Annotated in this window: 16 protein-coding genes; 6 read left to right on the top strand and 10 right to left on the bottom strand. The window is 64.2% G+C overall.

Annotated features, from left to right (window positions below):
* Window positions 1–130: 130 nt before the first annotated feature.
* The 5 genes from xdhC to CG51_RS15530 are packed head-to-tail and all read left to right on the top strand — an operon-like array spanning window position 131 to window position 5,781.
* Window positions 131–1,099 carry a xanthine dehydrogenase accessory protein XdhC gene (gene xdhC, locus CG51_RS15550; RefSeq protein ID WP_035746511.1) on the top strand — a complete coding sequence of 323 codons (969 nt, stop codon included), beginning with the start codon at window positions 131–133 and terminating at the stop codon, window positions 1,097–1,099.
* Complete coding sequence (locus CG51_RS15545) at window positions 1,096–2,676, top strand: ABC transporter ATP-binding protein (protein ID WP_051930707.1); 1,581 nt, start codon at window positions 1,096–1,098, stop codon at window positions 2,674–2,676. The genes xdhC and CG51_RS15545 overlap by 4 nt, the downstream gene beginning before the upstream one ends.
* Window positions 2,663–3,742, top strand: a complete 1,080-nt coding sequence (locus tag CG51_RS15540; protein WP_035746510.1) for an ABC transporter permease — start codon at window positions 2,663–2,665, stop codon at window positions 3,740–3,742. The genes CG51_RS15545 and CG51_RS15540 overlap by 14 nt, the downstream gene beginning before the upstream one ends.
* Window positions 3,742–4,668, top strand: a complete 927-nt coding sequence (locus tag CG51_RS15535; RefSeq protein ID WP_035746509.1) for an ABC transporter permease — start codon at window positions 3,742–3,744, stop codon at window positions 4,666–4,668. The genes CG51_RS15540 and CG51_RS15535 overlap by 1 nt, the downstream gene beginning before the upstream one ends.
* A 30-nt stretch (window positions 4,669–4,698) precedes the next feature.
* Window positions 4,699–5,781: a BMP family ABC transporter substrate-binding protein gene (locus CG51_RS15530; RefSeq protein WP_035746508.1), complete on the top strand. Its 1,083-nt coding sequence runs from the start codon at window positions 4,699–4,701 to the stop codon at window positions 5,779–5,781.
* 744 nt (window positions 5,782–6,525) lie between these two features.
* On the opposite strand, the gene CG51_RS15520 is transcribed toward CG51_RS15530, so the two are convergent.
* Both CG51_RS15520 and CG51_RS15515 read right to left on the bottom strand, forming a co-directional pair.
* Window positions 6,526–9,612, bottom strand: a complete 3,087-nt coding sequence (locus tag CG51_RS15520) for an efflux RND transporter permease subunit (RefSeq protein WP_035746506.1) — start codon at window positions 9,610–9,612, stop codon at window positions 6,526–6,528.
* Entirely contained in the window at window positions 9,609–10,955 is a 1,347-nt protein-coding gene (locus tag CG51_RS15515) for an efflux RND transporter periplasmic adaptor subunit (RefSeq protein ID WP_088233505.1), read from the bottom strand. The genes CG51_RS15520 and CG51_RS15515 overlap by 4 nt, the downstream gene beginning before the upstream one ends.
* A 701-nt stretch (window positions 10,956–11,656) precedes the next feature.
* On the opposite strand from CG51_RS15515, the gene CG51_RS15510 reads away from it, so the two are divergent.
* The gene (locus CG51_RS15510) at window positions 11,657–12,736 is read left to right on the top strand and encodes an NAD(P)/FAD-dependent oxidoreductase (RefSeq protein ID WP_051930705.1); all 1,080 of its coding nucleotides are present in this window, start codon (window positions 11,657–11,659) and stop codon (window positions 12,734–12,736) included.
* A gap of 2 nt (window positions 12,737–12,738) precedes the next feature.
* Here CG51_RS15510 and CG51_RS15505 read toward each other — a convergent pair whose 3' ends face one another.
* The 8 genes from CG51_RS15505 to fba all read right to left on the bottom strand — a co-directional run bounded on the left by CG51_RS15505 (window position 12,739) and on the right by fba (window position 19,959).
* Window positions 12,739–13,692: a YncE family protein gene (locus CG51_RS15505; protein ID WP_051930703.1), complete on the bottom strand. Its 954-nt coding sequence runs from the start codon at window positions 13,690–13,692 to the stop codon at window positions 12,739–12,741.
* A gap of 159 nt (window positions 13,693–13,851) precedes the next feature.
* Entirely contained in the window at window positions 13,852–14,517 is a 666-nt protein-coding gene (gene gph / locus CG51_RS15500; RefSeq protein WP_035746504.1) for a phosphoglycolate phosphatase, read from the bottom strand.
* Window positions 14,514–15,233, bottom strand: a complete 720-nt coding sequence (locus CG51_RS15495; RefSeq protein ID WP_035746503.1) for an HAD-IA family hydrolase — start codon at window positions 15,231–15,233, stop codon at window positions 14,514–14,516. The genes gph and CG51_RS15495 overlap by 4 nt, the downstream gene beginning before the upstream one ends.
* Window positions 15,226–15,945 carry a ribulose-phosphate 3-epimerase gene (gene rpe / locus CG51_RS15490; protein ID WP_035746502.1) on the bottom strand — a complete coding sequence of 240 codons (720 nt, stop codon included), beginning with the start codon at window positions 15,943–15,945 and terminating at the stop codon, window positions 15,226–15,228. Before rpe ends, CG51_RS15495 begins: the two co-directional genes overlap by 8 nt.
* A complete protein-coding gene (gene cbbX / locus CG51_RS15485; RefSeq protein WP_088233507.1) occupies window positions 15,942–16,847 on the bottom strand; it encodes a CbbX protein in 906 nt (301 codons plus the stop codon). The genes rpe and cbbX overlap by 4 nt, the downstream gene beginning before the upstream one ends.
* A gap of 89 nt (window positions 16,848–16,936) precedes the next feature.
* Complete coding sequence (locus CG51_RS15480) at window positions 16,937–17,326, bottom strand: ribulose bisphosphate carboxylase small subunit (RefSeq protein ID WP_035746499.1); 390 nt, start codon at window positions 17,324–17,326, stop codon at window positions 16,937–16,939.
* A gap of 85 nt (window positions 17,327–17,411) precedes the next feature.
* Window positions 17,412–18,866, bottom strand: a complete 1,455-nt coding sequence (locus CG51_RS15475) for a form I ribulose bisphosphate carboxylase large subunit (RefSeq protein WP_035746494.1) — start codon at window positions 18,864–18,866, stop codon at window positions 17,412–17,414.
* A 13-nt stretch (window positions 18,867–18,879) separates the two neighbouring features.
* The gene (gene fba, locus CG51_RS15470; protein WP_035746493.1) at window positions 18,880–19,959 is read right to left on the bottom strand and encodes a class II fructose-bisphosphate aldolase; all 1,080 of its coding nucleotides are present in this window, start codon (window positions 19,957–19,959) and stop codon (window positions 18,880–18,882) included.
* Window positions 19,960–20,007: the final 48 nt, after the last annotated feature.

The raw sequence follows: 20,007 nt of genomic DNA, 5'->3' as shown, positions 1-20,007 counted from the left end.
GCGCGGGGGACGCCCCCCGCGACCCCCGACCCGGAGCGCTGAAAAGAACCGCCCCCTCGGTGACGGTTGAGAGCAAGACGGCGCAAGACCCCGGGTCGCCCTCTGCAACACAGCAACGGAGGCGCCGGGAATGAGCTTCGATCGCAGCCTTCTTGCCACGTTCGCTGAAACCCACGGCCCCGTCGCGCGGATCGTCGTCGCGGAGGTGCAAGGCTCCGCCCCGCGGGAAGCGGGCACGGCAATGCTGGTCTGGACCGACGGCATCTGCGGCACCATCGGCGGGGGCGCTCTGGAGTGGCGGGCGATCGCCGCCGCCCGGGAACAGATCGCCAGAGGAACGGAGAGCGCGGTGCAGCGCCTGCCGCTCGGCCCGGCGCTGGGACAATGCTGCGGCGGGGCGGTGACCCTCGTCACGGAAGTCTGGACGGCGGCACGCCTTGCCGAGTTGCCCCACTCGCTGCCGGGCTTTGCGCGCCGGGTGGAGGGAGAGGCTGAGATGCCGCTGGCGCTCCGCCGGAGCCTTGCCCATGCGCGCAGGGCGGGAACGCTGCCGCGCCCAACATTCAGCCAGGGCTGGTTGATCGAACCGCTTGCGGCAGAACCCCGCGCCACATGGATCTGGGGTGCCGGTCATGTCGGAAGGGCCATTGCTGCGGTTCTGGCCCCGCTGCCAGACTTCGACATCACGCTCATCGACACCTGCGAGAGCCGAATGCCCGAGAGCCTGCCCAACGGGGTACGCGGGCTCATCGCCGCGGAGCCGGCACGGCTGGTCAGACACGCGCCAAAAGATGCAGAACACCTGATCCTCACCTTTTCCCACGAGATTGACTTCGCACTCTGCCATGCCTTGCTTCTGCACGGGTTTTCGCGCTGCGGCCTTATTGGGTCCGAGACGAAATGGGCGCGTTTCCGGTCTCGCCTGGCCAAGCTGGGGCACGCGGCTGCGCAAATTGACGCCATTGCCTGCCCGATAGGCGATCCAACGCTTGGCAAACATCCACAAGCCATTGCCGTCGGCGTTGCCGCACAGCTACTAAAGCCTGCACAAGCAAGCCAATCCACGAAAAAAGGAAAGCGCCTGGTGACTGGGGCATGAACGGGGAACACAGCAAAGCCGCGGCTGGCGGAGCCAAGCCATTGCTTCGGGTGGAAGGCGTGACCAAGGCCTATCCCGGCGTGGTGGCGAACAGCAATGTCTCCTTTGCGGTGGATGCGGGTGAAGTTCACGCCTTGCTGGGGGAGAACGGCGCAGGCAAATCGACGCTGGTCAAGATGATCTACGGCCTCGTGCGGCCAGACAGCGGGCGGATGACCCTTGCCGGTCAGCCCTATACGCCCGCCGAACCTCGGGAGGCGCGGAGCCGTGGCGTTGCCATGGTCTTCCAGCATTTCTCTCTGTTCGAGGCGCTGACTGTGGCGGAGAACGTGGCGTTGGGGATGGAGAACCCCCCGCCGATGCGCACGCTTTCATCCCGGATCCGGGAGGTCAGCGAAACCTACGGTCTGCCGCTCGACCCGGCGCGTCTGGTCGGCGATCTCTCCGCCGGAGAACGCCAGAGGGTCGAGATCATCCGCTGCCTCCTCCAGGATCCCAAGCTGCTCATCATGGACGAGCCGACCTCCGTCCTGACCCCGCAGGAGGTGGAGATCCTGTTCCGCACCTTGCGCCAGCTGTCGGGAGAAGGCACGTCGATTCTCTACATTTCCCATAAGCTGGAGGAGATCCGCTCGCTCTGCGACTCTGCCACCATCCTGCGACTGGGCAAGGTGGTGGGCGAATGCGCCCCGGCGGAGCGGAGCGCGCGCGAACTGGCAGAGATGATGGTGGGCACCACTCTACACACCCCGAGCCGCCCCGCGCTCTCTCCCGGGAAGCCGGTGCTGGAGGTACGGGACCTTACGCTGTCCTCACAGGCGGCCTTCGGCACCACCCTCCGCGGCGTGACATTCACGGTGCGCGAAGGGGAAATCCTCGGCATCGGCGGTGTGGCGGGAAACGGTCAGGACGAGTTGCTGGCGGCACTTTCGGGTGAGGCGCGATCGGCGGGGCAATCCGTGCTGCTCGAGAGCATGCCGATCGGCGCGATGGGGCCGGAAGAGCGGCGGGCGCGCGGCCTGTTGTCCGCCCCGGAGGAGCGGCTGGGCCATGCCGCCGTGCCCGAGATGAGCCTGACCGAAAACGCCCTGCTCACCGGCAGCACACGGGAGAACCTGCTGCGCAACGGTTTTATCGACTGGAGTCGCACCCGCAGTTTTGCAGCCAGGATCATCGGTGATTTCGATGTGCGGACACCGGGAACGGAAACAGCAGCCCGCGCCCTGTCAGGCGGCAACCTGCAGAAGTTCGTCATCGGGCGGGAGGTGCTTCAATCGCCCCGCGCCCTCATCGTCAACCAACCCACATGGGGCGTGGATGCGGCGGCAGCAGCGGCCATCCGTCAGTCACTGATCGACCTGGCGGCCGGGGGCGCGGCACTCGTGGTAATCAGTCAGGATCTGGATGAACTCATGGAAATCGCCGACCGCTTCGCGGCGCTGAACGAGGGACGCCTTTCGGAGCCGCGGCCGACGCAGGGCCTGACGATCGAAGAAATCGGGCTGATGATGGGTGGCGCACATGGCATGCGCCCCGCCGATCCCGACGCGAGCGAGGTCTTGCATGATCCGGCTTGAGAAGCGCGGGACGCCTTCGCGTCTATGGGCACTTGCGACGCCCCTCCTCGCCGTGGTGCTGACGATAATATTCGGAGGGCTGCTGTTTGCGCTGCTGGGCAAGGATCCCTTTATGGCGATCCGCACGATCTTCTGGGATCCGCTTTTTTCAGAGAACGCCTGGTACTACCGCCCCCAGCTTTTTGTAAAGGCGGCGCCGCTCATTCTCATCGCAACCGGCCTCTCGCTGGGCTTCAGGGCTGGCATCTGGAACATCGGGGCCGAGGGGCAATATATTATCGGCGCGATCTGCGGGGCCGCTGTCGCTCTGGCATTCTACCCGGCGGAGGGGTGGTACATCTTCCCGCTGATGGTCGTTGCTGCAGCATTGGGAGGGTTCCTCTGGGCAATGATACCGGCGGTGCTGAAGACCCGTTTCGGCACTTCGGAAATCCTTGTCTCGCTCATGCTGGTCTATGTGGCGGGCCACATCCTGTCCTGGGTGGCTTTCGGCCCGCTGAAGAACCCGCAGGGCTACGGCTTTCCGGGCAGCCGCAACCTCCAGCAGTATCCGCCCGCTGCCAACTCAGAACTGTGGGACGGGACCGGCATCCACTGGGGTGTCATCGCGGCAGCTCTGGCGGTGATCGCGACATGGGTGATCCTGTCCAAGCATATCCTGGGCTTCCGTATCCGCGTGGCGGGTCTGGCGCCACGGGCCGCGCGCTTCGCCGGGGTAAGCCCTGACAGGCTTGTGGTGCTTTGTCTCGGTATCTCGGGGGCGCTGGCAGGGTTGGCCGGCATGTTCGAGGTATCCGGCCCTTCCGGCACCTTATCGCCCGACTTCGCCACCGGTTATGGCTTCACGGCGATCATCGTGGCATTTCTGGGCCGCCTGCACCCGGTGGGTATCGTGCTCGCCGGGTTCCTGCTCGCGCTGACCTATATCGGCGGAGAGATCGCGCAATCCACGTTGGGCCTTCCGGCCTCGGCCATACAGGCATTTCAGGGGATGCTGCTGTTCTTCCTGCTCGCGCTGGACGTGCTTCCAAATTATCGCATCCGCATCGCGAAGGAGACCGCGTGATGGTCATTGCCGGTTTCGACATTCCGACGCTGGTCGCCATGCTGATGGTCGCCTCGACCCCCATCCTCTTTGCCGCGATCGGTGAACTGGTGGTCGAGCGCGCGGGCGTTCTGAACCTCGGAGTAGAAGGGATGATGATCTGTGGCGCGGTCTGCGGCTTCGCCACCACGATCCATACGACAAACCCTGTGCTGGGTATGCTCGGGGCAGCTCTGGGCGGGGCGATGCTCGCTGCGCTTTTCGCTGTGCTGGTGCTGTTCCTGCTGTCCAATCAGGTTGCGACGGGTCTTGCGCTTACGCTCTTCGGGCTGGGGCTTTCCGCACTCATCGGGCAGAGCTACAGCAGCATGCGCCCGGTGAGCACGCCTAAGCTCGACCTCGGCCCCCTTTCGGATCTGCCGGTGCTGGGGCCGATGCTCTTCCGTCACGACATCTGGGTCTATGGCTCGCTGCTTCTTACCCTTGCGGTCTGGTGGTGGCTGACGCGGACGCGCGGCGGGTTGGTGCTTCGCGCCGTGGGGGAAAATCACGACGCTGCCCATGCGCTGGGCTATCGCGTGCTCCGTATCCGGTTCCTCGCCATCCTGTTCGGCGGAGCCTGTGCCGGGCTGGGTGGAGGCTACCTCAGCCTGGTGCGGGTGCCGCAGTGGACAGAGGGGATGACAGCCGGCGCAGGATGGATCGCCCTTGCCATCGTCGTCTTTGCCTCCTGGCGGCCATGGCGCGCGGTTCTCGGCGCCTATCTCTTTGGCGGCGTCACCGTATTGCAGTTGAACCTTCAGGCGCGGGGGGTGAACATTCCGGTACAATATCTTTCGATGGCACCCTACGTCATCACCATCATCGTCCTCGTCCTCATATCGGGCGGGCGGAGGGCGCGGGGCGCGCCCGGATCGCTCGGCCGGGTATTCCATGCCTCGTCCTGAGGCCAATTCCATTCAACGGGAGAAACTTGAATGAACAGACGCGAACTTCTGGCCGGCGGTGCCGTTCTTGCCCTGGCGGCGGGGGGCATGGGTCGCATGGCGCTGGCGCAGGCTCCGGTGAAAGTCGGCTTCATCTACGTCGGCGTTCCTGGTGATGGCGGCTGGACCTATCAGCACGATCAGGCCCGCAAGGAGATGGAGGCGCATTTCGGGGGCCGCGTTGTCACCAGCGTCATCGAGAATGTGCCGGAAGGCGCCGATGCGGAACGCGCGATCACGCAGCTCGCGCTTGCCGGCAATCAGCTCATCTTCACCACCTCCTTCGGCTTCATGGACGCCACGGTGAATGTTGCCGCCAAGTTCCCGAAGGTGAAGTTCGAGCATGCGACGGGCTACAAGACCGGACCCAACCTTGCCACCTATGATGCCCGCTTCTACGAGGGCCGGGCGATCATGGGCACGCTTGCCGGGCGGATGACAAAATCCAACAAGATCGGCTACATCGGCTCCTTCCCGATCCCCGAAGTGATCCAGGGCATCAATGCCTCCTTCATCCACGCGAAGAAGGTGAACCCGGACGTGGAGATCAAGGTGGTCTGGGCCTACACCTGGTTCGACCCCGCGAAGGAGGCAGACGCCGCCGCCGCGCTGATCGCCGAGGGGGTCGATGTGCTGCTCCAGCATACCGATTCCACCGCGCCGCAGGCCAAGGCGCAGGAGGCAGGCATCTTCTCCTTCGGTCAGGCTTCCGACATGTCTGCCTATGCGCCAAAGCCGCGGATTTCGTCCATCATCGACAACTGGGCCCCCTATTATATCGAGCGTGTTCAGCTTCTGCTCGACGGAAAGTGGGAGACGGCCCAGAACTGGGAAGGCATCGGCAGCGGAGCGGTCGGGATCGGCGAGATCACCGATGCCGTTCCGGCCGAGGTGAAGGCCGAGGCGCTCGCACTGAAGGACAAGATCGCGAAGGGCGAGTATCACCCCTTCACCGGCCCGCTGAACAAGCAGGACGGCTCGGTCTGGCTTAAGGAGGGCGAAGTGCCGGATGACGGCATGCTCCACGGGCTGAACTTCTACGTCGAGGGCATTCAGGCCAAAATCCCGAGCTGATCGGGCAATGGCGATGGTCGGCGGCCCTCCGTCGATCATCGCCTGCCGGGAGGGCCCCGGGGAAGACTGACGTCTCACGCGTGGTGCGCATTCAGGGGGTCCGCCTTCCTCCCGGTGTCCGGCGGCTCTGCTCTACCCTTGCGCGGCGTTCTGAATGGGGGTTCGGTGCGGGTGGCAGCGCAGCGGTAAGGCTCGGCCTCCTCCACCATCGCGTCACTGTCGATTTGACCCTGTCGCTCCGCATGCCTGTCGGTCAATGCCATCAAAGTCGCAGCGCAGGTCAGGCCGTTTGCAACAGCGGTCAGGCCGGACGACGGCCAAGGCGCTCGTGGACGAGCAAGAGATATCCGTCAGGCTCGGCAATGATGAACTGCCGGTTGCCGACCTCCCCGCGCCCATCCGATACCATCGCTCTTCCACCGGCAGGTATAGGGAGAGACCGTCTTCCTCCAAAGCGCCCAGCAACGGAGCGATCCGGGCCACACCAATCTGCAGGTATATGCCTCTGCCGAGCGGCGCCTGCCATGGCCACTGCCCCGCGTCGAAGGTCCGGCCCTTGCCGATCTCATCTATCATGATGATCGGCGGCCCCGAGGCGCGGATAGCTGAACTCCTCCTCCGGCCGCTTGCGGACGACCGAGAAACCCAGGAGTTCGCGGTGGAAGCGCCGGGACCCCCACCAATCCGTGACCGCCAGCTCAAGGCCTGAGATCGTTCGCCATGCGGCCCCCTTTCCCGAGCGAATCAACGGGCCTCGGGTGTGGCTGCCATCGCCTCAGGATCGGGTTTCTCCGGCTCGGGCGGCAGCTCCTTCTCGGCGATATAGCTGTAGAACATCGGCACCACGAAGAGGGTGAAGGCAGAACCAACCATCAGCCCGGTAAAGATCACCAGCCCCATGGAGTAGCGCGCAGCCGCACCCGCCCCAGCTGCCGTGATGAGTGGCACCACACCCAATGCCATAGCCGCCGTCGTCATGAGAATCGGGCGGAGACGCACACGGGCAGATAGGATGATCCCCTCCTCCCGGCTCAGGTTATGCTCACGCCGCTGCTGGTTGGCGAACTCCACCAGCAGGATGCCGTGCTTGGTAATAAGCCCGACAAGCGTAATCAGCCCCACCTGCGTATAGATGTTCAGCGTGGAAGCCCCGAGGTTCAGCGGCACGATGGCGCCAAAGATCGACAACGGCACGGACATCATGATGATGAACGGATCACGGAAGCTTTCGAACTGCGCGGCCAGCACAAGGTAGATCACGATGACAGCCGCCCCGAAGGCGATGAGAATGGTATTTCCCTCCGTCACCTCGAGCCGCGACTGGCCGGAATAGTCGATGAAGAACCCTTCGGGCAGCAGATCCTGCGCGAGCCCGACGATGGTCTGCAACCCGTCTCCGGTGGAAACCCCGGGGAGAGGCAGGGCAGAGATCGTGGCCGAGTTCAGCTGGTTGAACTGTTCGATGGCGGTCGGCGAGACGTTGGTCTTGATGTCCACCAGCGCGGACAGGGGCACCATGTCCCCCGTCGTCGCGCGAATGAAGAAATCGCCCAACCGTTCCGGGTTGTCGCGGTAGATATCCGGGACCTGCATGATGACGTCGTAACTGTTGGAATCGCGGTCGAACTGGCTGATCTTGTTGCCGCCGACCAGCAGCGTCAGCGTCTGACCGATGGTCTGGGCGGGCACGTTCATCGCCGCCGCGCGATCCCGGTCAATGGTGATGGTCACCTGCGTCTGCGTGTAGGCAAGCGAGTTCTGCACCACGATGAACTGGCCTGACGCCTGCGCCTTCAGCCGCACTTCCTCCGCCAGTTCATAGACGTTTGAGGATGGGCCCGTCGATTGCAGCACCATGGAGATCGGCAGCCCGCCCCCCGTCCCCGGCAGCGTCGGCGGCGCAAAGACGAAGGCCTCCACCCCGGTGACAGGAGCGATGCGCGCCTGAAGATCCTGCTGGATCTCCGCCTGACCGCGGTCCCTGTCGGCCCAGTCCTTGAACGCCCAGAGCGCGATGGCGGAATTGGTACCACCTCCGAAACCGACAATGGAGAAGTTGGCCTTCAGCTCCGGCAGGTCCTTTGTCAGATCCCGCATCTGGTTGACGTAGGCCGCCGTGTAATCGACCGTCGCGTTGGACGGGCCGTTGATGATCGAAAAGAGCGCGCCCTGATCCTCCTCCGGCGCCAGTTCGGAAGAGGTGCGTGTGAATAGGAAGCCCATCAGCGCCACCAGAACGATCACCATCAGCAGCGTGATCGGCCGGTATCTCAGCGACCCCCGCACAAGCCGCTCATAGCGGTCGGCCAGCTTCTCGAAGGTGGTATCGACGAATTTCTGGAAGCGGCTTGCCTCCCCCTTCTTCAGCAGCCGCGCCGACATCATCGGCGTGATGGTGAGGGCGATCAATCCAGAGATCATCACTGCGCCTGCAAGCGTCAGGGCGAATTCCCGGAACAGCGCGCCGGTCAACCCTCCGGTGAAAGCCAGCGGTGCGAACACTGCGGCCAGCGTGATCGTCATGGCGACGATGGGCCCGATGATTTCCTGCATTCCTTTGAAGGAAGCCTGCATCGGGCTCAACCCTTCCTCGATATGGCGATGGATGTTCTCCACCACCACGATCGCGTCATCCACCACCAGTCCGATGGCGAGCACCATGGCCAGAAGTGACAGCAGGTTGATGGAGAAGCCCAGCACGTAGAGGATGAACAGCACCCCGATCAGCGACAGCGGAATGGTCACGATCGGCATCAGCACCGAGCGGAAGGAGCCCAGGAACAGCAGGATGACCACCACCACGATGGCCACCGCCTCCAGAATGGTCTTGAACACCTCCTCGATGGAGGCGGAGATCTGCTCCGTCGCATCATACATGAGCGTCATGGTCATGCCGCTGGGCAGGGTGTTGTGGATCGCGGGCAGTTCCTTCAGCACGGCGGAAGACACGGTCAGCGGGTTGGCGGACGGCGTCGGGAACACGCCGATGAACGTCCCCGGCTCGCCGTTGAAGTTCACGATGGTATCGGTGGAGGCGGCGGCAAGCTCCACCCGCGCGATGTCGCGAAGCCGCACCACGTCATCGCCCTCCGCCTTCACCGGCAGAGCACCGAAGGTTTCGGGCGTCTGCAGCGTGGACTGCATGGTGATGGGATAGGCGACGAGGTCATTCCGCGTCCTGCCCGGCGCAGCGAGGAAGTTCGACGTGGTAATCGCTTGATAGACATCGGCAGCGGTGAGCTGATGTCCAGCCATGAGGACCGGGTCGATCCAGATTCGCATGGAGTATTCGGACGCGCCCAACACATCCACTTCCGCCACACCGGGGATGGTGGACATGCGCGGCCGTATCACACGTTCGATATACTCGGTGACCTGTTCAGAGGTCATGTTGGGATTCTGGAGCGCGAAATACATCGTCGCGAACTGCATCCCGGTGCCCTTGACGATCGTGGGATCCTCGGCCTCCGCGGGCAGTTGGCTACGCACCTCCTGCACCTTCGACATGACTTCCGTCAACGCCGCGTCGGGGTCCGAGCCGAGCCGCATGTTCACCGTCACGATGGAGGTGGATGGCAACGACCTCGAACTCACGTAGTCGATATTCTCCGTCGTGGCGACGGACCGGGCAATGGGCGCGGTGATAAAGCCCTGCATCAGATCGGCGGAGGCGCCGGGATACGTGGTCGTAACGGTGATCACCGTCTCATCGACCTCCGGATACTCTCGCACCTGAAGCGAAAACAGCCCCTGAATACCCAACAGAATGATGAGCGCCCCAAGAACTGTGGACAGGACGGGGCGGCGGATGAAGATGTCAGAGAAGCTCATTGGCCTGACGTCCCGCCGCCTGTTGCTCCACCGCCTGCCGATCCACCGCCTGCCGCTCCATCGCGATCAGCCGCCGGGCCTTGTGCGCCCGTGCTCGGGGTACCCGTGCCGGCGGTGCTGCTACCACCGTTTCCGTTCGGACCGTTTCCCGACGCTGGAGCCGCCTGCCCCGCTTCGGTACCAGCTTCGGTGGCGTCGCTGTCCACCGGGTTACGACCCACGCTGCCGGAGCGGATATAAGCCTCGGTTTCCTGAACCGCGGGATTGATGGCATTGTTGATCTCTGCGGGCTGGCCGTTGCTCAGCCGGTTCTGCCCCGACGTCACCACGCGATCCCCATCCTTCACGCCCGAAACGATTTCCGCGACGGGGCCGGAGCGGCGTCCGATCGTCACGAAAGACTGGCGAACCTCCAGCTGCTGCGCGTTGTCCTGTTTGGGCTGCACGAGATACACGTAGTCACCGTATAGGCTTGAGACCACGGAAGTCAGCGGAACCGCGATCACACCCGTTTCCTGCGGCAACGCGACGGCGATACGGACGAACTGCCCCGGCGTCAGTTGCTGGCCCGGATTGGCTACCGATCCGCGCACGGAAACGAGCCTGCTCTGCGGATCGACGCGCGGATCGATACCCGTCACCTGCCCCGGCAACCCTTCCGTCATGCCACCTGCCCAGACATCGAGATGCTGATTGATGGCGAGTTCCCGAAGACGCTGCTCCGGTACCGTGAAATCGACGCGCATCGTCTCCAGATCCTGAAGGGTCGCGACCTCGGTGCCCGGCGCGAGATACTGGCCCAGATCCACACGGGGGATCCCGATCATGCCGGAGAAGGGCGCATCGACATTGGTCTGATCCAGCAGGGCGATGGCGGAGGCAAGCTGTGCCTCTGCCGCGCGAGCGGAGGCTTGGGCTTCTTCCAGCGAGGCGCTCGTAGCGACACCGCGGCTCTGAAGCTCCTGATTTCGCGCGAGGGTCTGATTGGTCAGGTCGACCTGCGTGCGCGCCGCCTCCACATCTGCGGCACGAACACGGCTGTCCAGCCGGAGAAGCGTACTCCCATGCGACACCTTGTCATTGGCGGTGAACAGAATCTCCCGCACGATGCCCGCGGCCTCAACCGTCAGTTGGACGCCCTGCGACGCGTTGGCCGTCCCGATCGCCTCAATAACCGGCGACCATGTGACCGGCTTCACCTCATAAACGGCAACAGCAGCGGGCGGCACCTGACGGTTTGCAAAGAAATCCGCGATCATCTTGGAGCGGAACAGATTGAACCCAACAAGGCCGCCTACGATGATGGCAAGCAGGATGACGGCAATGACAAGTCTCTTGATCATACGGGCCCTTTCCGGCACGGGGGCCCCGCCCGATGCCGGGTCGGGCCAACGGACGCGATCCTATCACATGGTATTGAAAACGGCCACGTTTTGACTGTGCTGCCCAGAAAATTGTGTCAAGTGGAGCAATTTCGCTGAACCGCGGGCAGAACACTGCGAGAGAACGAATTCTGGATGCCGGGGAAACGGCCATGCGGAAGCAAGTCGTACGCGAGATGTCCATTGCCTTGGGGCCATTGCGTAACGCGCGGGTGTGACAAGCGGCTGCTTACCTTCTCCCCTCAAAAACGCGGCTGCTGGAAGCGGTATCATCGCATCTGAGCCGGCTCCACTCCGATATCTCCGCGCGTTCGGGGTTCGATGCGGAGGACGGTCCGTTCCGGGCCTATCTGGCCGAGATGCCTCACCGTCTGGCGGGAGGCGCCTCTCGCCCGCGGAATGCCTGCCGCGGCGGCGGAGAACTCCGCGAGCCCTGGCTCCGCGGGGAACGATGGGCGAAAACTGCTGAAACGACTCCGGCCAATTCCCAGGATCCCCAGCGGCCACCATGATTTTTCTTGCAAGGGAGAGCATCTGCATGGCGGGGCTTCCGGGCCGCGACCTCATCACGCGGAAGGAAGCCGAGGGACGCGCTGGAGCAGACGGGCACCAGGCTCACCTGACCCCTTTCCCGGCCTGCCTCGTCATGGCATGACATACGAATGGACAGCGATTTCCTTATCATCGGCGGCGGGATCGCCGGCATCTCGGCTGCGGCGCGGCTTTCATATCTGGGGCGGGTCATCGTGCTGGAGGCGGAGCCGCATCTGGCCTATCACGCCTCCGGCCGGTCCGCAGCGCTCTATGAGGAGGGTTATGGCGCTCCGGCTGTAGTGGCGCTGAACCGGGCGAGCAAGGATTACCACTTCGACCCGGCACGGGAGCTGACCACGCCCCGGGGCGTGATGATCGTCGGACGTGCGGGAGAGGAAGACTTGTTTCGCGCAGATGCCGCACAGATGCATCTTTTCCCGGTCACGCTTGAGGAAGCCCGCACCCGTGTTCCTGTCCTGAACCCTGAAACGGTCGCGCATGTCGCGGTTGGCGACGGGGCGCGCGACATAGACACCGACCGGCTCGTGCAGGCCTTTGCGCGGGAGGCGCGGGGGAACGGCGCGCTGATCGTCACAAGCGCTCCGGTGGACACGATCCGCAGGCGCTCCGGTGGCGGCTGGGACGTGCAGTCGGGCGCGCGGGGCTGGTCGGGGCGAATCCTTGTCAACGCGGCCGGGGCCTGGGTGGACAGGGTGGCGGCGCTGGCGGGTGTCACTCCGCTCGGCTTCACGCCCTATCGCCGCTCCATGGCGCGCATTCCCGCGCCCGGCGGCCATGACGTCAGCGGGTGGCCGATGATCTTCGGCGCGGGCGAGACATGGTATGCTAAACCCGATGCAGGCAAGCTCATCGTTTCGCCCGCCGATGAAGACCCGGCTGAACCGCATGACGCCTATCCCGATGACATGGTGCTGGCCGAGGGGCTGGCGCGCTACGAGGAAATGGTGACCACTCCCGTGACGCGGGTCGAGTCAAGCTGGGCGGGACTGCGGACCTTTGCACCGGACAGGGTGCTGGTCATCGGATTCGACCCGCGGGTGCCCGATTTCTTCTGGCAGGCAGGACAAGGCGGTTATGGCTTTCAGACCAGCCCCGCCGCCAGCCGCCTCGCCGCCGATCTTGTGGGAGGGACGGCATCGGAACTCGACGCGGCCACCGTGGCCGCGCTCTCCCCCGCGAGGTTCTGAGATCAGTTCGTATCGGCGATGAAGGAACCGAAGGCGCGGGGGCCGGGCGGCATGGCAATCTCCTGCTCCACCGTCAGCGTCTCACCGTCGATGCGCATCACGCTGTCACTGAGCCAGTTGGCGACGAAAAGCGTGCGCCCGTCGGCCGCCACGGAAATCCCCTCGGGATAGTCCCCCACCGTCACCTGACCGGTCACCGCCAGCGTTCCCGGGTCAAAGACGGTGAGCGTGCCACCATACTGATCCGTCACAAAACCCCGGCCGGCGGCAAAGGCGACGGCATACGGCCGCTCGCCCGTTTCCACCTTGCCCACCACCGTGCGGCGCCCCAGATCGACGACCGTCACACTGTTGTCGAGCACGTCGGCCACATAGGCCCGCCCCTCCCGCAATGTGACACCGAAGGGATGATGCCCTACGGATACCCGCTCCACCACCGCACCCGAGCCGAGGTCGAACAGACTCAGCGCGTCGGAATCGCGGTCAGTCACGGCGAGCAGGCGCCCGTCGTCAGATACGGCGATGCCGGAGGGATTGGCGCCGGTTTCAAAGCTCCGCACGACCGTCCCGGTGGCCGGTTCCACCTCATGCGCATGTCCTTCCCAGTCGGTGACGAAAACGTGGCGCGAGATCGGATCATAGGCGATGCCGAAGGGCGCCCCGGGCAGGGGGTGGCGCATGATCTCCCGCCCGTCCAGCCCGATGACGTGCAGCATGCGGGACTTCACCGCCACGACAAAGGCGCGGGCATTGCGACCGTCCACCGCGACGGAAACCGGGTCTCCCGGCACGTCCAGCGTGCTCCGGGCGGCACCGCTCTGCAGGTCGAGTATGGTGACCTTGCCCGCATTCTGTGAAGTGACAACTGCGAGGTCCAGCGCTGCGGCCGGGCTGCCGAAAAGAAGCAGCGCCGCGCAGATTCCGCCCACGCCCCCTGTCACCAATCCGCTCGTCATCGGCCCCTCCCTGCTTGACGGCGCACCATTCCCGGAGCCGAGCGCAGGGTCCAGTGGGAAAAGAGTCCTACCCCCCTAAGAGCGCGGGCCCGCTGAGAGCGGGCCCTGAGCGCCGGACAGACAACCGTCGCCGATCCTTACGAATAGACCGTGCGCCGCTCAGGCGGGCGACGCTGCAGGATCGACAAACGCAGGATTGATGAGCGCGGGAAGATCGGCCCAGTCGGAGAAGTGGAAGCGGGAGGGGAACATGTCCAGATCCTCGCGCGCGTAGCCTCCCGTGAAGATACCGAACGGGATCCTGCCCGCTTCCGCCGCGCGAGCGTCTATCTCGCTGTCGCCGATGAACACCGCCTCGCCGCCACCGAGCACGTTGATCGTGTGGAGAACGGGAAGCGGGGATGGCTTGCGTTCGGCCAGTGTATCCCCCGCCGTCACCTGATCGAATACCGCGAGATCGAGCGCTTCGAGCAGCAGCCCCGTCGCGCGCGCGGGCTTGTTGGTGCAAAGACCCAGCCGTGCGCCCCGGTCGCGCAGTTGAGCAAGCGCTTCCCTGACTCCGGGAAACACGGTGGTGCGGACGGCGGGATTGCGCTCGTATTCCGCAAGGAAAGACGTGTGCCACGGCTCCAGCAGCGCCGGATCGGCGCCCACCGCGGCGATCACCCGCTGCATGAGGACGCGCGTCCCCTCACCGATGAAGCTGCGCACCGACGTCAGCGGCAGCGGCGGCACGCCGTTTTCCGCAAGCACATGGTTCACGGCGGCATGGATGTCAGCAGCACTGTCGATCAGCGTTCCGTCGAGGTCGAAGACAACAATCATGCGGCCACCCAGGTTCTTTTGCCGAGCCTTGTTCTAAGGCCGGTCAACCCACCCAGATCAGAGAAGCAGGACAGCTGCAACGTTGGATTTTCCGCAGCCTCTCCCTGCGTGAACACCCCTTGCGAGAGAATTACGGGAATGCCCGCCTCGCGCGCCGACAGAACGCCGTTGCGCGAATCCTCGAAAGCCACCGCCTCCCCCGCCGCAACGCCGAGCATGGAGAGAGCGAGACGATAGACATCGGGCGCAGGTTTCTTGTCGCGCACCATGTCGCCTGCCGCCACGGCGTCGAACACATCCCCCGCGCCCACGCCAAAGCCCGCACGGCAAAGGGCCTCCACATTCGCGGGCGTCGTGGTGGTTGCCACACCCAGCAGGCAACCCGCCGCACGCGCTTCCGCGACAAGTGCGGCGATCCCGGGACGAAGCGGTATGCCCTGAGCAAGAAGAAGGCCGAACCTGCGTGTCTTTTCTGCGTGAAGCGCGGCCACGGGCCAGTCTTCCGGCGTCTCGCCGATCTCCTCCAGAAAGCGGGAAATGCGCTCCTTGCCACCGGTTGTCGTCAGCAGGTCACGATACTGATCGCGGGACCAGTTCCACGACAGGCCACGGGCGGCGAAGGTTTCGTTGAACGCGGCAAGGTGCAGAGCCTCCGTTTCCGCCAGCGTGCCATCCACGTCGAAAATGAGCGCACGCGGCCAGCGATGTTCAGGCATGAGCTTCCTCCCTTCTGCGCGGAACCGCCGCTTCGGCAGCGGCGCGTATGGCGCGGATGTTGTTGCCGTAGGGGGCAGGATCGGCCACCGATCCGCCTTTGAACACCGCCGATCCCGCGACCAGCACATCCGCGCCAGCCGCGGCGACAACCGGGGCCGTCTCGGGTGTCACGCCGCCGTCGATCTCGATATGCACGGGGCGGTCACCGATCAGCGCGCGGAGCCTGCGCACCTGATCGACCTGGCTCGCGATGAATTTCTGGCCGCCGAAGCCGGGATTGACGGTCATCACGCAGACCAGCTCGACCATGTCGAGCAAGGAGGCAGCCGCCTCTACCGGAGTGCCCGGATTGAGCGCGAGTCCCGGTCGCATTCCAGCGCCCCGGATGGCCTGCAAGGTGCGATGGATATGCGGACCCGCTTCCAGATGCGCGGTCAGGATGTCCGCCCCCGCCGCCGCGAAAGCGTCGATATAGTTATCAACCGGAGCGATCATCAGGTGGACATCCATGACGCCCCGGATATGGGGCCGGATCGCCGTGCAAAGCTGCGGTCCGAAGGTCAGGTTCGGCACGAAATGCCCATCCATCACATCGACATGGACCCAGTCGGCACCTTCTGCCTCTATCGCCTCGCATTCCCGCCCGAAATCTGCGAAATCGGCGGAGAGGATGGAGGGCGCGATACGGATGCGTCTGTCGAACGTGCTCATGTCCCCGTCCCGATCTTGAGCCCGCCGCTGAAGACGCGGCTGACGTTGATGTCCTCTGCCTCGATCCGGCTCAGGGTTGCTGCATCCACCGGTCCTGTGGATGTGGTGAACAGCCGGTTGGCCTGTCGGAGTCGCGCGCGGTCCAGCGCGTTGCGAATGGAGCGGGCATTGGCAAAATGCGGTTGCTGGCGCCGAAGGGAGATATAGTCGGTCAGAACCTGCGACGCCTCATCCGTCAGAGTGTAGTTCTGATCCTCAAGCATGTGGTCGGCGATGCGGTGCAGTTCTCCGTCGGTGTAGTCCGGGAATTCGATATGATGCGCGATGCGCGAGCGGAAGCCCGGGTTCGACTGGAAGAACCTGTCCATCCGGTCGGCATACCCCGCGAGGATAACGACGAGATCGTCTCGGTTGTTCTCCATCACCTGCAGCAGGATCTCGATCGCCTCCTGCCCGTAGTCGCGCTCGTTGTCCGGGCGGTAGAGGTAATAGGCCTCGTCGATGAACAGCACGCCGCCCATTGCCTTCTTCAGCACTTCCTTGGTCTTGGGCGCGGTATGGCCGATGTACTGGCCCACAAGATCGTCCCGTGTCACGGAGACGAGGTGTCCCTTGCGCACATATCCCAGCCGATGCAGCAGCCCCGCCATCTTCATCGCCACGGTGGTCTTGCCCGTCCCGGGATTGCCGGTGAAGGACATGTGCAGCGTCGGCGTTTCCTGGCTCAACCCCATCTGGCGGCGTGCACGGTCCACCAGCAGCAGCGCCGCCGTTTCCCGGATGCGCTCCTTCACCGGTGCGAGGCCGATCAGCTCACGGTCCAGCTCATCCAGCACTTCGCGGACACCGGAGCTTTCGTATTCGGCGGCAAGATCGACAGTCAGCGGCGTGTCGGCGTTCATGGTGATTGCTCCGTTTGGCAGGGATCGGGCGTTCCCCCGGCCGGAGGGGATGACCAGGGAAAGAAGCCGGGGGAACGCAGAGGCTACCCTTAGCGGACGACCTCATGGGTGTAGCGGATGGACCGGCCGTCCACCTCGGTCCGCACCATGCGGATCCTCGGCTCGACCTTCGGACGGTTGACGATGAAGCTCATCGTGACCGTCTCGAACCCGCGTGTGCTGTCGAAAGCGTTCAGGCGGATGTAGCTGTCGGGGAATGCCTTGCGGCAATCCTCCAGTTCCATCATCACGCCCTTGGCATCCCGCAGGTCGAACATCGGGTTGCCCCACATCTCCCAGAAGGTGTTCCGGGGGTGTGGCTCATCCGTATATTCAACACCGATGGCCCAGCCCTTGGACAGGCAATATTCCACCTGTGCAGTGATCTGCTCGTCCGTCAGGTCGGGCAGGAAAGAAAAGCAGCCTTGAGTGATACGCATCCTGGCCTCCTTTGAGGTATTGCGATGGCGGCGGGACATCCCGCCCGTTTCCGCTGCGCCCCCAGGTAAGGGGCGTCAGGCGCCGTCAGCTCACCCCGGCGGTCGGAACGAAGTCCGACGTGTCGGTGGAGGTGTAGTTGAAGCTGATGTTGCCCCAGGTATCGAGCGCGGCTTCCAGCGGTTTGCACCACTTGGCGGCCTTGCGGAGCACTTCCGGGCCTTCGGTCTTGATGTCCACACCTTCGTTCCTGGCCTGGATCATCGCCTCCAGCGCCACGCGGTTCGCTGTCGCTCCCGCCTGGATGCCCATCGGGTGACCGATGGTGCCGCCGCCGAACTGAAGCACCACATCCTCGCCGAACAGGTCGATGAGCTGGTGCATCTGGCCGGCGTGAATACCGCCGGAGGCCACGGGCATCACCTTCTTGAGGTCGGCCCAGTCCTGCTCGAAATAGATGCCGCGCTCCAGATCGACCGGGTTATGCATCTCACGGCAGACATTGTAGTAGCCCTGCACGGTGGGCGGATCGCCTTCCAGCTTGCCGACCGCGGTGCCTGCGTGGATATGGTCCACGCCTGCCAGCCGCATCCATTTCGCGATCACGCGGAAGGAGATGCCGTGACCCTTCTGGCGCGTGTAGGTGCCGTGGCCCGCGCGGTGGAGGTGCAGGATCATGTCGTTCTGACGGCACCATTCGGAGATCGACTGGATCGCCGTGTAGCCGATGATCAGGTCGATCATGACGATGACGGAGCCGAGCTGCTTGGCGAACTCCGCCCGGCGATACATCTCCTCCATCGTGCCGGCAGTGATGTTGAGGTAGTGGCCCTTGACCTCTCCAGTCTCCGCTTGCGCCTTGTTCACTGCCTCCATGCAGTAGAGGAACCGGTCGCGCCAGTGCATGAAGGGCTGCGAGTTGATGTTCTCGTCATCCTTCATGAAGTCGAGCCCGCCCTTCAGGCCCTCATAGACCACCCGGCCGTAGTTCTTTCCCGACAGGCCGAGCTTGGGCTTCGTCGTAGCACCCAACAGGGGGCGGCCGAACTTGTCCAGGCGCTCGCGCTCCACCACGATGCCGGTCGGCGGACCCTTGTAGGTCTTCACATAGGCGATCGGCAGGCGCATGTCCTCCAGCCGCGCGGCCTTCAACGGCTTGAAGCTGAAGACGTTACCGATGATCGAGGCGGTGAGGTTCGCGATGGAGCCTTCCTCGAACAGGATAAGGTCATAGGCCACGTAGCAGAAGAACTCCCCCGGACGGCCCGGAACCGGTTCAACCTTGTAGGCCTTGGCGCGATACTGGTCGCAGGCCGTCAGCCGGTCGGTCCAGACGACGGTCCAAGTGGCGGTTGAGCTTTCGCCGGCGACAGCAGCGGCGGCCTCGATCGGATCCACTCCCTCTTGCGGAGTGATGCGGAACAGGGCCAGCAGGTCGGTATCCTTGGGCACGTAGTCACCGTCCCAGTACCCCATTTGCGCGTATTTGAGCACACCCGCCTTGTAGCGTTCCTTGCCCTTGATTTCCTTCATCTCTGTCATGGCACGGCCCTCCTCAGGCAGCCTTGGCGGTGGAATTGCTGGATGAGAGCGCGCCCGAGGCGTAACGCCGGGCCATCTCGTCCATCGGAATGACCTTGATCTTCGAGGCGTTTCCGGCAGTGCCGAAGGCTTCGAAACGGTCGCGGCAGAGCTTCGCCATGCTGTCCATGGCGGGCTTCAGGAATTTGCGCGGATCGAACTCGCGCGGGTTCGTCTTTGCGATGCGGCGGAACTCCGACGTCATCGCCATGCGGCAGTCGGTGTCGATGTTGACTTTCCTCACCCCGTGACGGATGCCCCGCACGATCTCCTCGACCGGCACACCGAAGGTCTGGGGCATTTCGCCGCCGTTCTCGTTGATGATGTCCTGCAGTTCCTGCGGCACACTGGAAGAGCCGTGCATCACCAGATGCGTGTTCGGAAGGCGGGAATGGATTTCCTCGATCACCTTCATGGCGAGGATGTCACCATCCGGCTTGCGGGAGAACTTGTAGGCCCCGTGGCTGGTGCCGCAGGCGATGGCCAGCGCATCCACCCCGGTCCGGGCAACGAAGTCCACGGCCTGATCGGGGTCGGTCAGCAGCAGCGCGTGGTCTATCTTGCCCTCCACGCCATGCCCGTCCTCTGCCTCCCCCTCGCCTGTCTCCAGCGAGCCGAGCACGCCCAGCTCTCCTTCGACACTGGCGCCGACCCAATGCGCCATGCGGGAGACGCGCTCCGTGATGGTCACGTTGTAGTCGTAGTCGGCAGGCGTCTTGGCATCCGCCTTCAGCGAGCCGTCCATCATGACGGAGGTAAAACCGTGACGGATCGCGGTGAGACAGGTCGCCTCGTTGTTCCCATGGTCCTGATGCATGCAGAGCGGGATCTCGGGATAGATCTCGGCCAGCGCCTCGATCATCTTGGCCAGCATGATATCGTTGGCGTAACTGCGCGCGCCCCGGCTCGCCTGGATGATGACCGGCGCGTCCACCGCGCGGGCCGCCTCCATGATGGCGAGGCCCTGCTCCATGTTGTTGATGTTGAAGGCCGGCACGCCGTAGCCGCGTTCCGCGGCGTGGTCGAGAAGCTGCCTGAGTGTGATGAGTGCCATTCGTAATCCTCCCTAGATCAGCCGTCCGATGGCGGCTGCGGTATCGGC

It is taken from the genome of Haematobacter missouriensis (assembly GCF_000740775.1).
GTDB classification, from domain to species: Bacteria; Pseudomonadota; Alphaproteobacteria; order Rhodobacterales; family Rhodobacteraceae; genus Haematobacter; species Haematobacter missouriensis.
The sequence above is the reverse complement of the archived record's forward strand: the minus strand, read 5'-3'. Positions and strand labels throughout refer to the sequence as shown.

Bases quoted from the DNA above. Each gene is read 5' to 3' on its own strand.
- xdhC (WP_035746511.1), top strand. From the start codon at position 131: ATGAGCTTCGATCGCAGCCTTCTTGCCACGTTCGCTGAAACCCACGGC.
- CG51_RS15545 (WP_051930707.1), top strand. From the start codon at position 1,096: ATGAACGGGGAACACAGCAAAGCCGCGGCTGGCGGAGCCAAGCCATTG.
- CG51_RS15540 (WP_035746510.1), top strand. From the start codon at position 2,663: ATGATCCGGCTTGAGAAGCGCGGGACGCCTTCGCGTCTATGGGCACTT.
- CG51_RS15535 (WP_035746509.1), top strand. From the start codon at position 3,742: ATGGTCATTGCCGGTTTCGACATTCCGACGCTGGTCGCCATGCTGATG.
- CG51_RS15530 (WP_035746508.1), top strand. From the start codon at position 4,699: ATGAACAGACGCGAACTTCTGGCCGGCGGTGCCGTTCTTGCCCTGGCG.
- CG51_RS15520 (WP_035746506.1), bottom strand. From the start codon at position 9,612: ATGAGCTTCTCTGACATCTTCATCCGCCGCCCCGTCCTGTCCACAGTT.
- CG51_RS15515 (WP_088233505.1), bottom strand. From the start codon at position 10,955: ATGATCAAGAGACTTGTCATTGCCGTCATCCTGCTTGCCATCATCGTA.
- CG51_RS15510 (WP_051930705.1), top strand. From the start codon at position 11,657: ATGGACAGCGATTTCCTTATCATCGGCGGCGGGATCGCCGGCATCTCG.
- CG51_RS15505 (WP_051930703.1), bottom strand. From the start codon at position 13,692: ATGACGAGCGGATTGGTGACAGGGGGCGTGGGCGGAATCTGCGCGGCG.
- gph (WP_035746504.1), bottom strand. From the start codon at position 14,517: ATGATTGTTGTCTTCGACCTCGACGGAACGCTGATCGACAGTGCTGCT.
- CG51_RS15495 (WP_035746503.1), bottom strand. From the start codon at position 15,233: ATGCCTGAACATCGCTGGCCGCGTGCGCTCATTTTCGACGTGGATGGC.
- rpe (WP_035746502.1), bottom strand. From the start codon at position 15,945: ATGAGCACGTTCGACAGACGCATCCGTATCGCGCCCTCCATCCTCTCC.
- cbbX (WP_088233507.1), bottom strand. From the start codon at position 16,847: ATGAACGCCGACACGCCGCTGACTGTCGATCTTGCCGCCGAATACGAA.
- CG51_RS15480 (WP_035746499.1), bottom strand. From the start codon at position 17,326: ATGCGTATCACTCAAGGCTGCTTTTCTTTCCTGCCCGACCTGACGGAC.
- CG51_RS15475 (WP_035746494.1), bottom strand. From the start codon at position 18,866: ATGACAGAGATGAAGGAAATCAAGGGCAAGGAACGCTACAAGGCGGGT.
- fba (WP_035746493.1), bottom strand. From the start codon at position 19,959: ATGGCACTCATCACACTCAGGCAGCTTCTCGACCACGCCGCGGAACGC.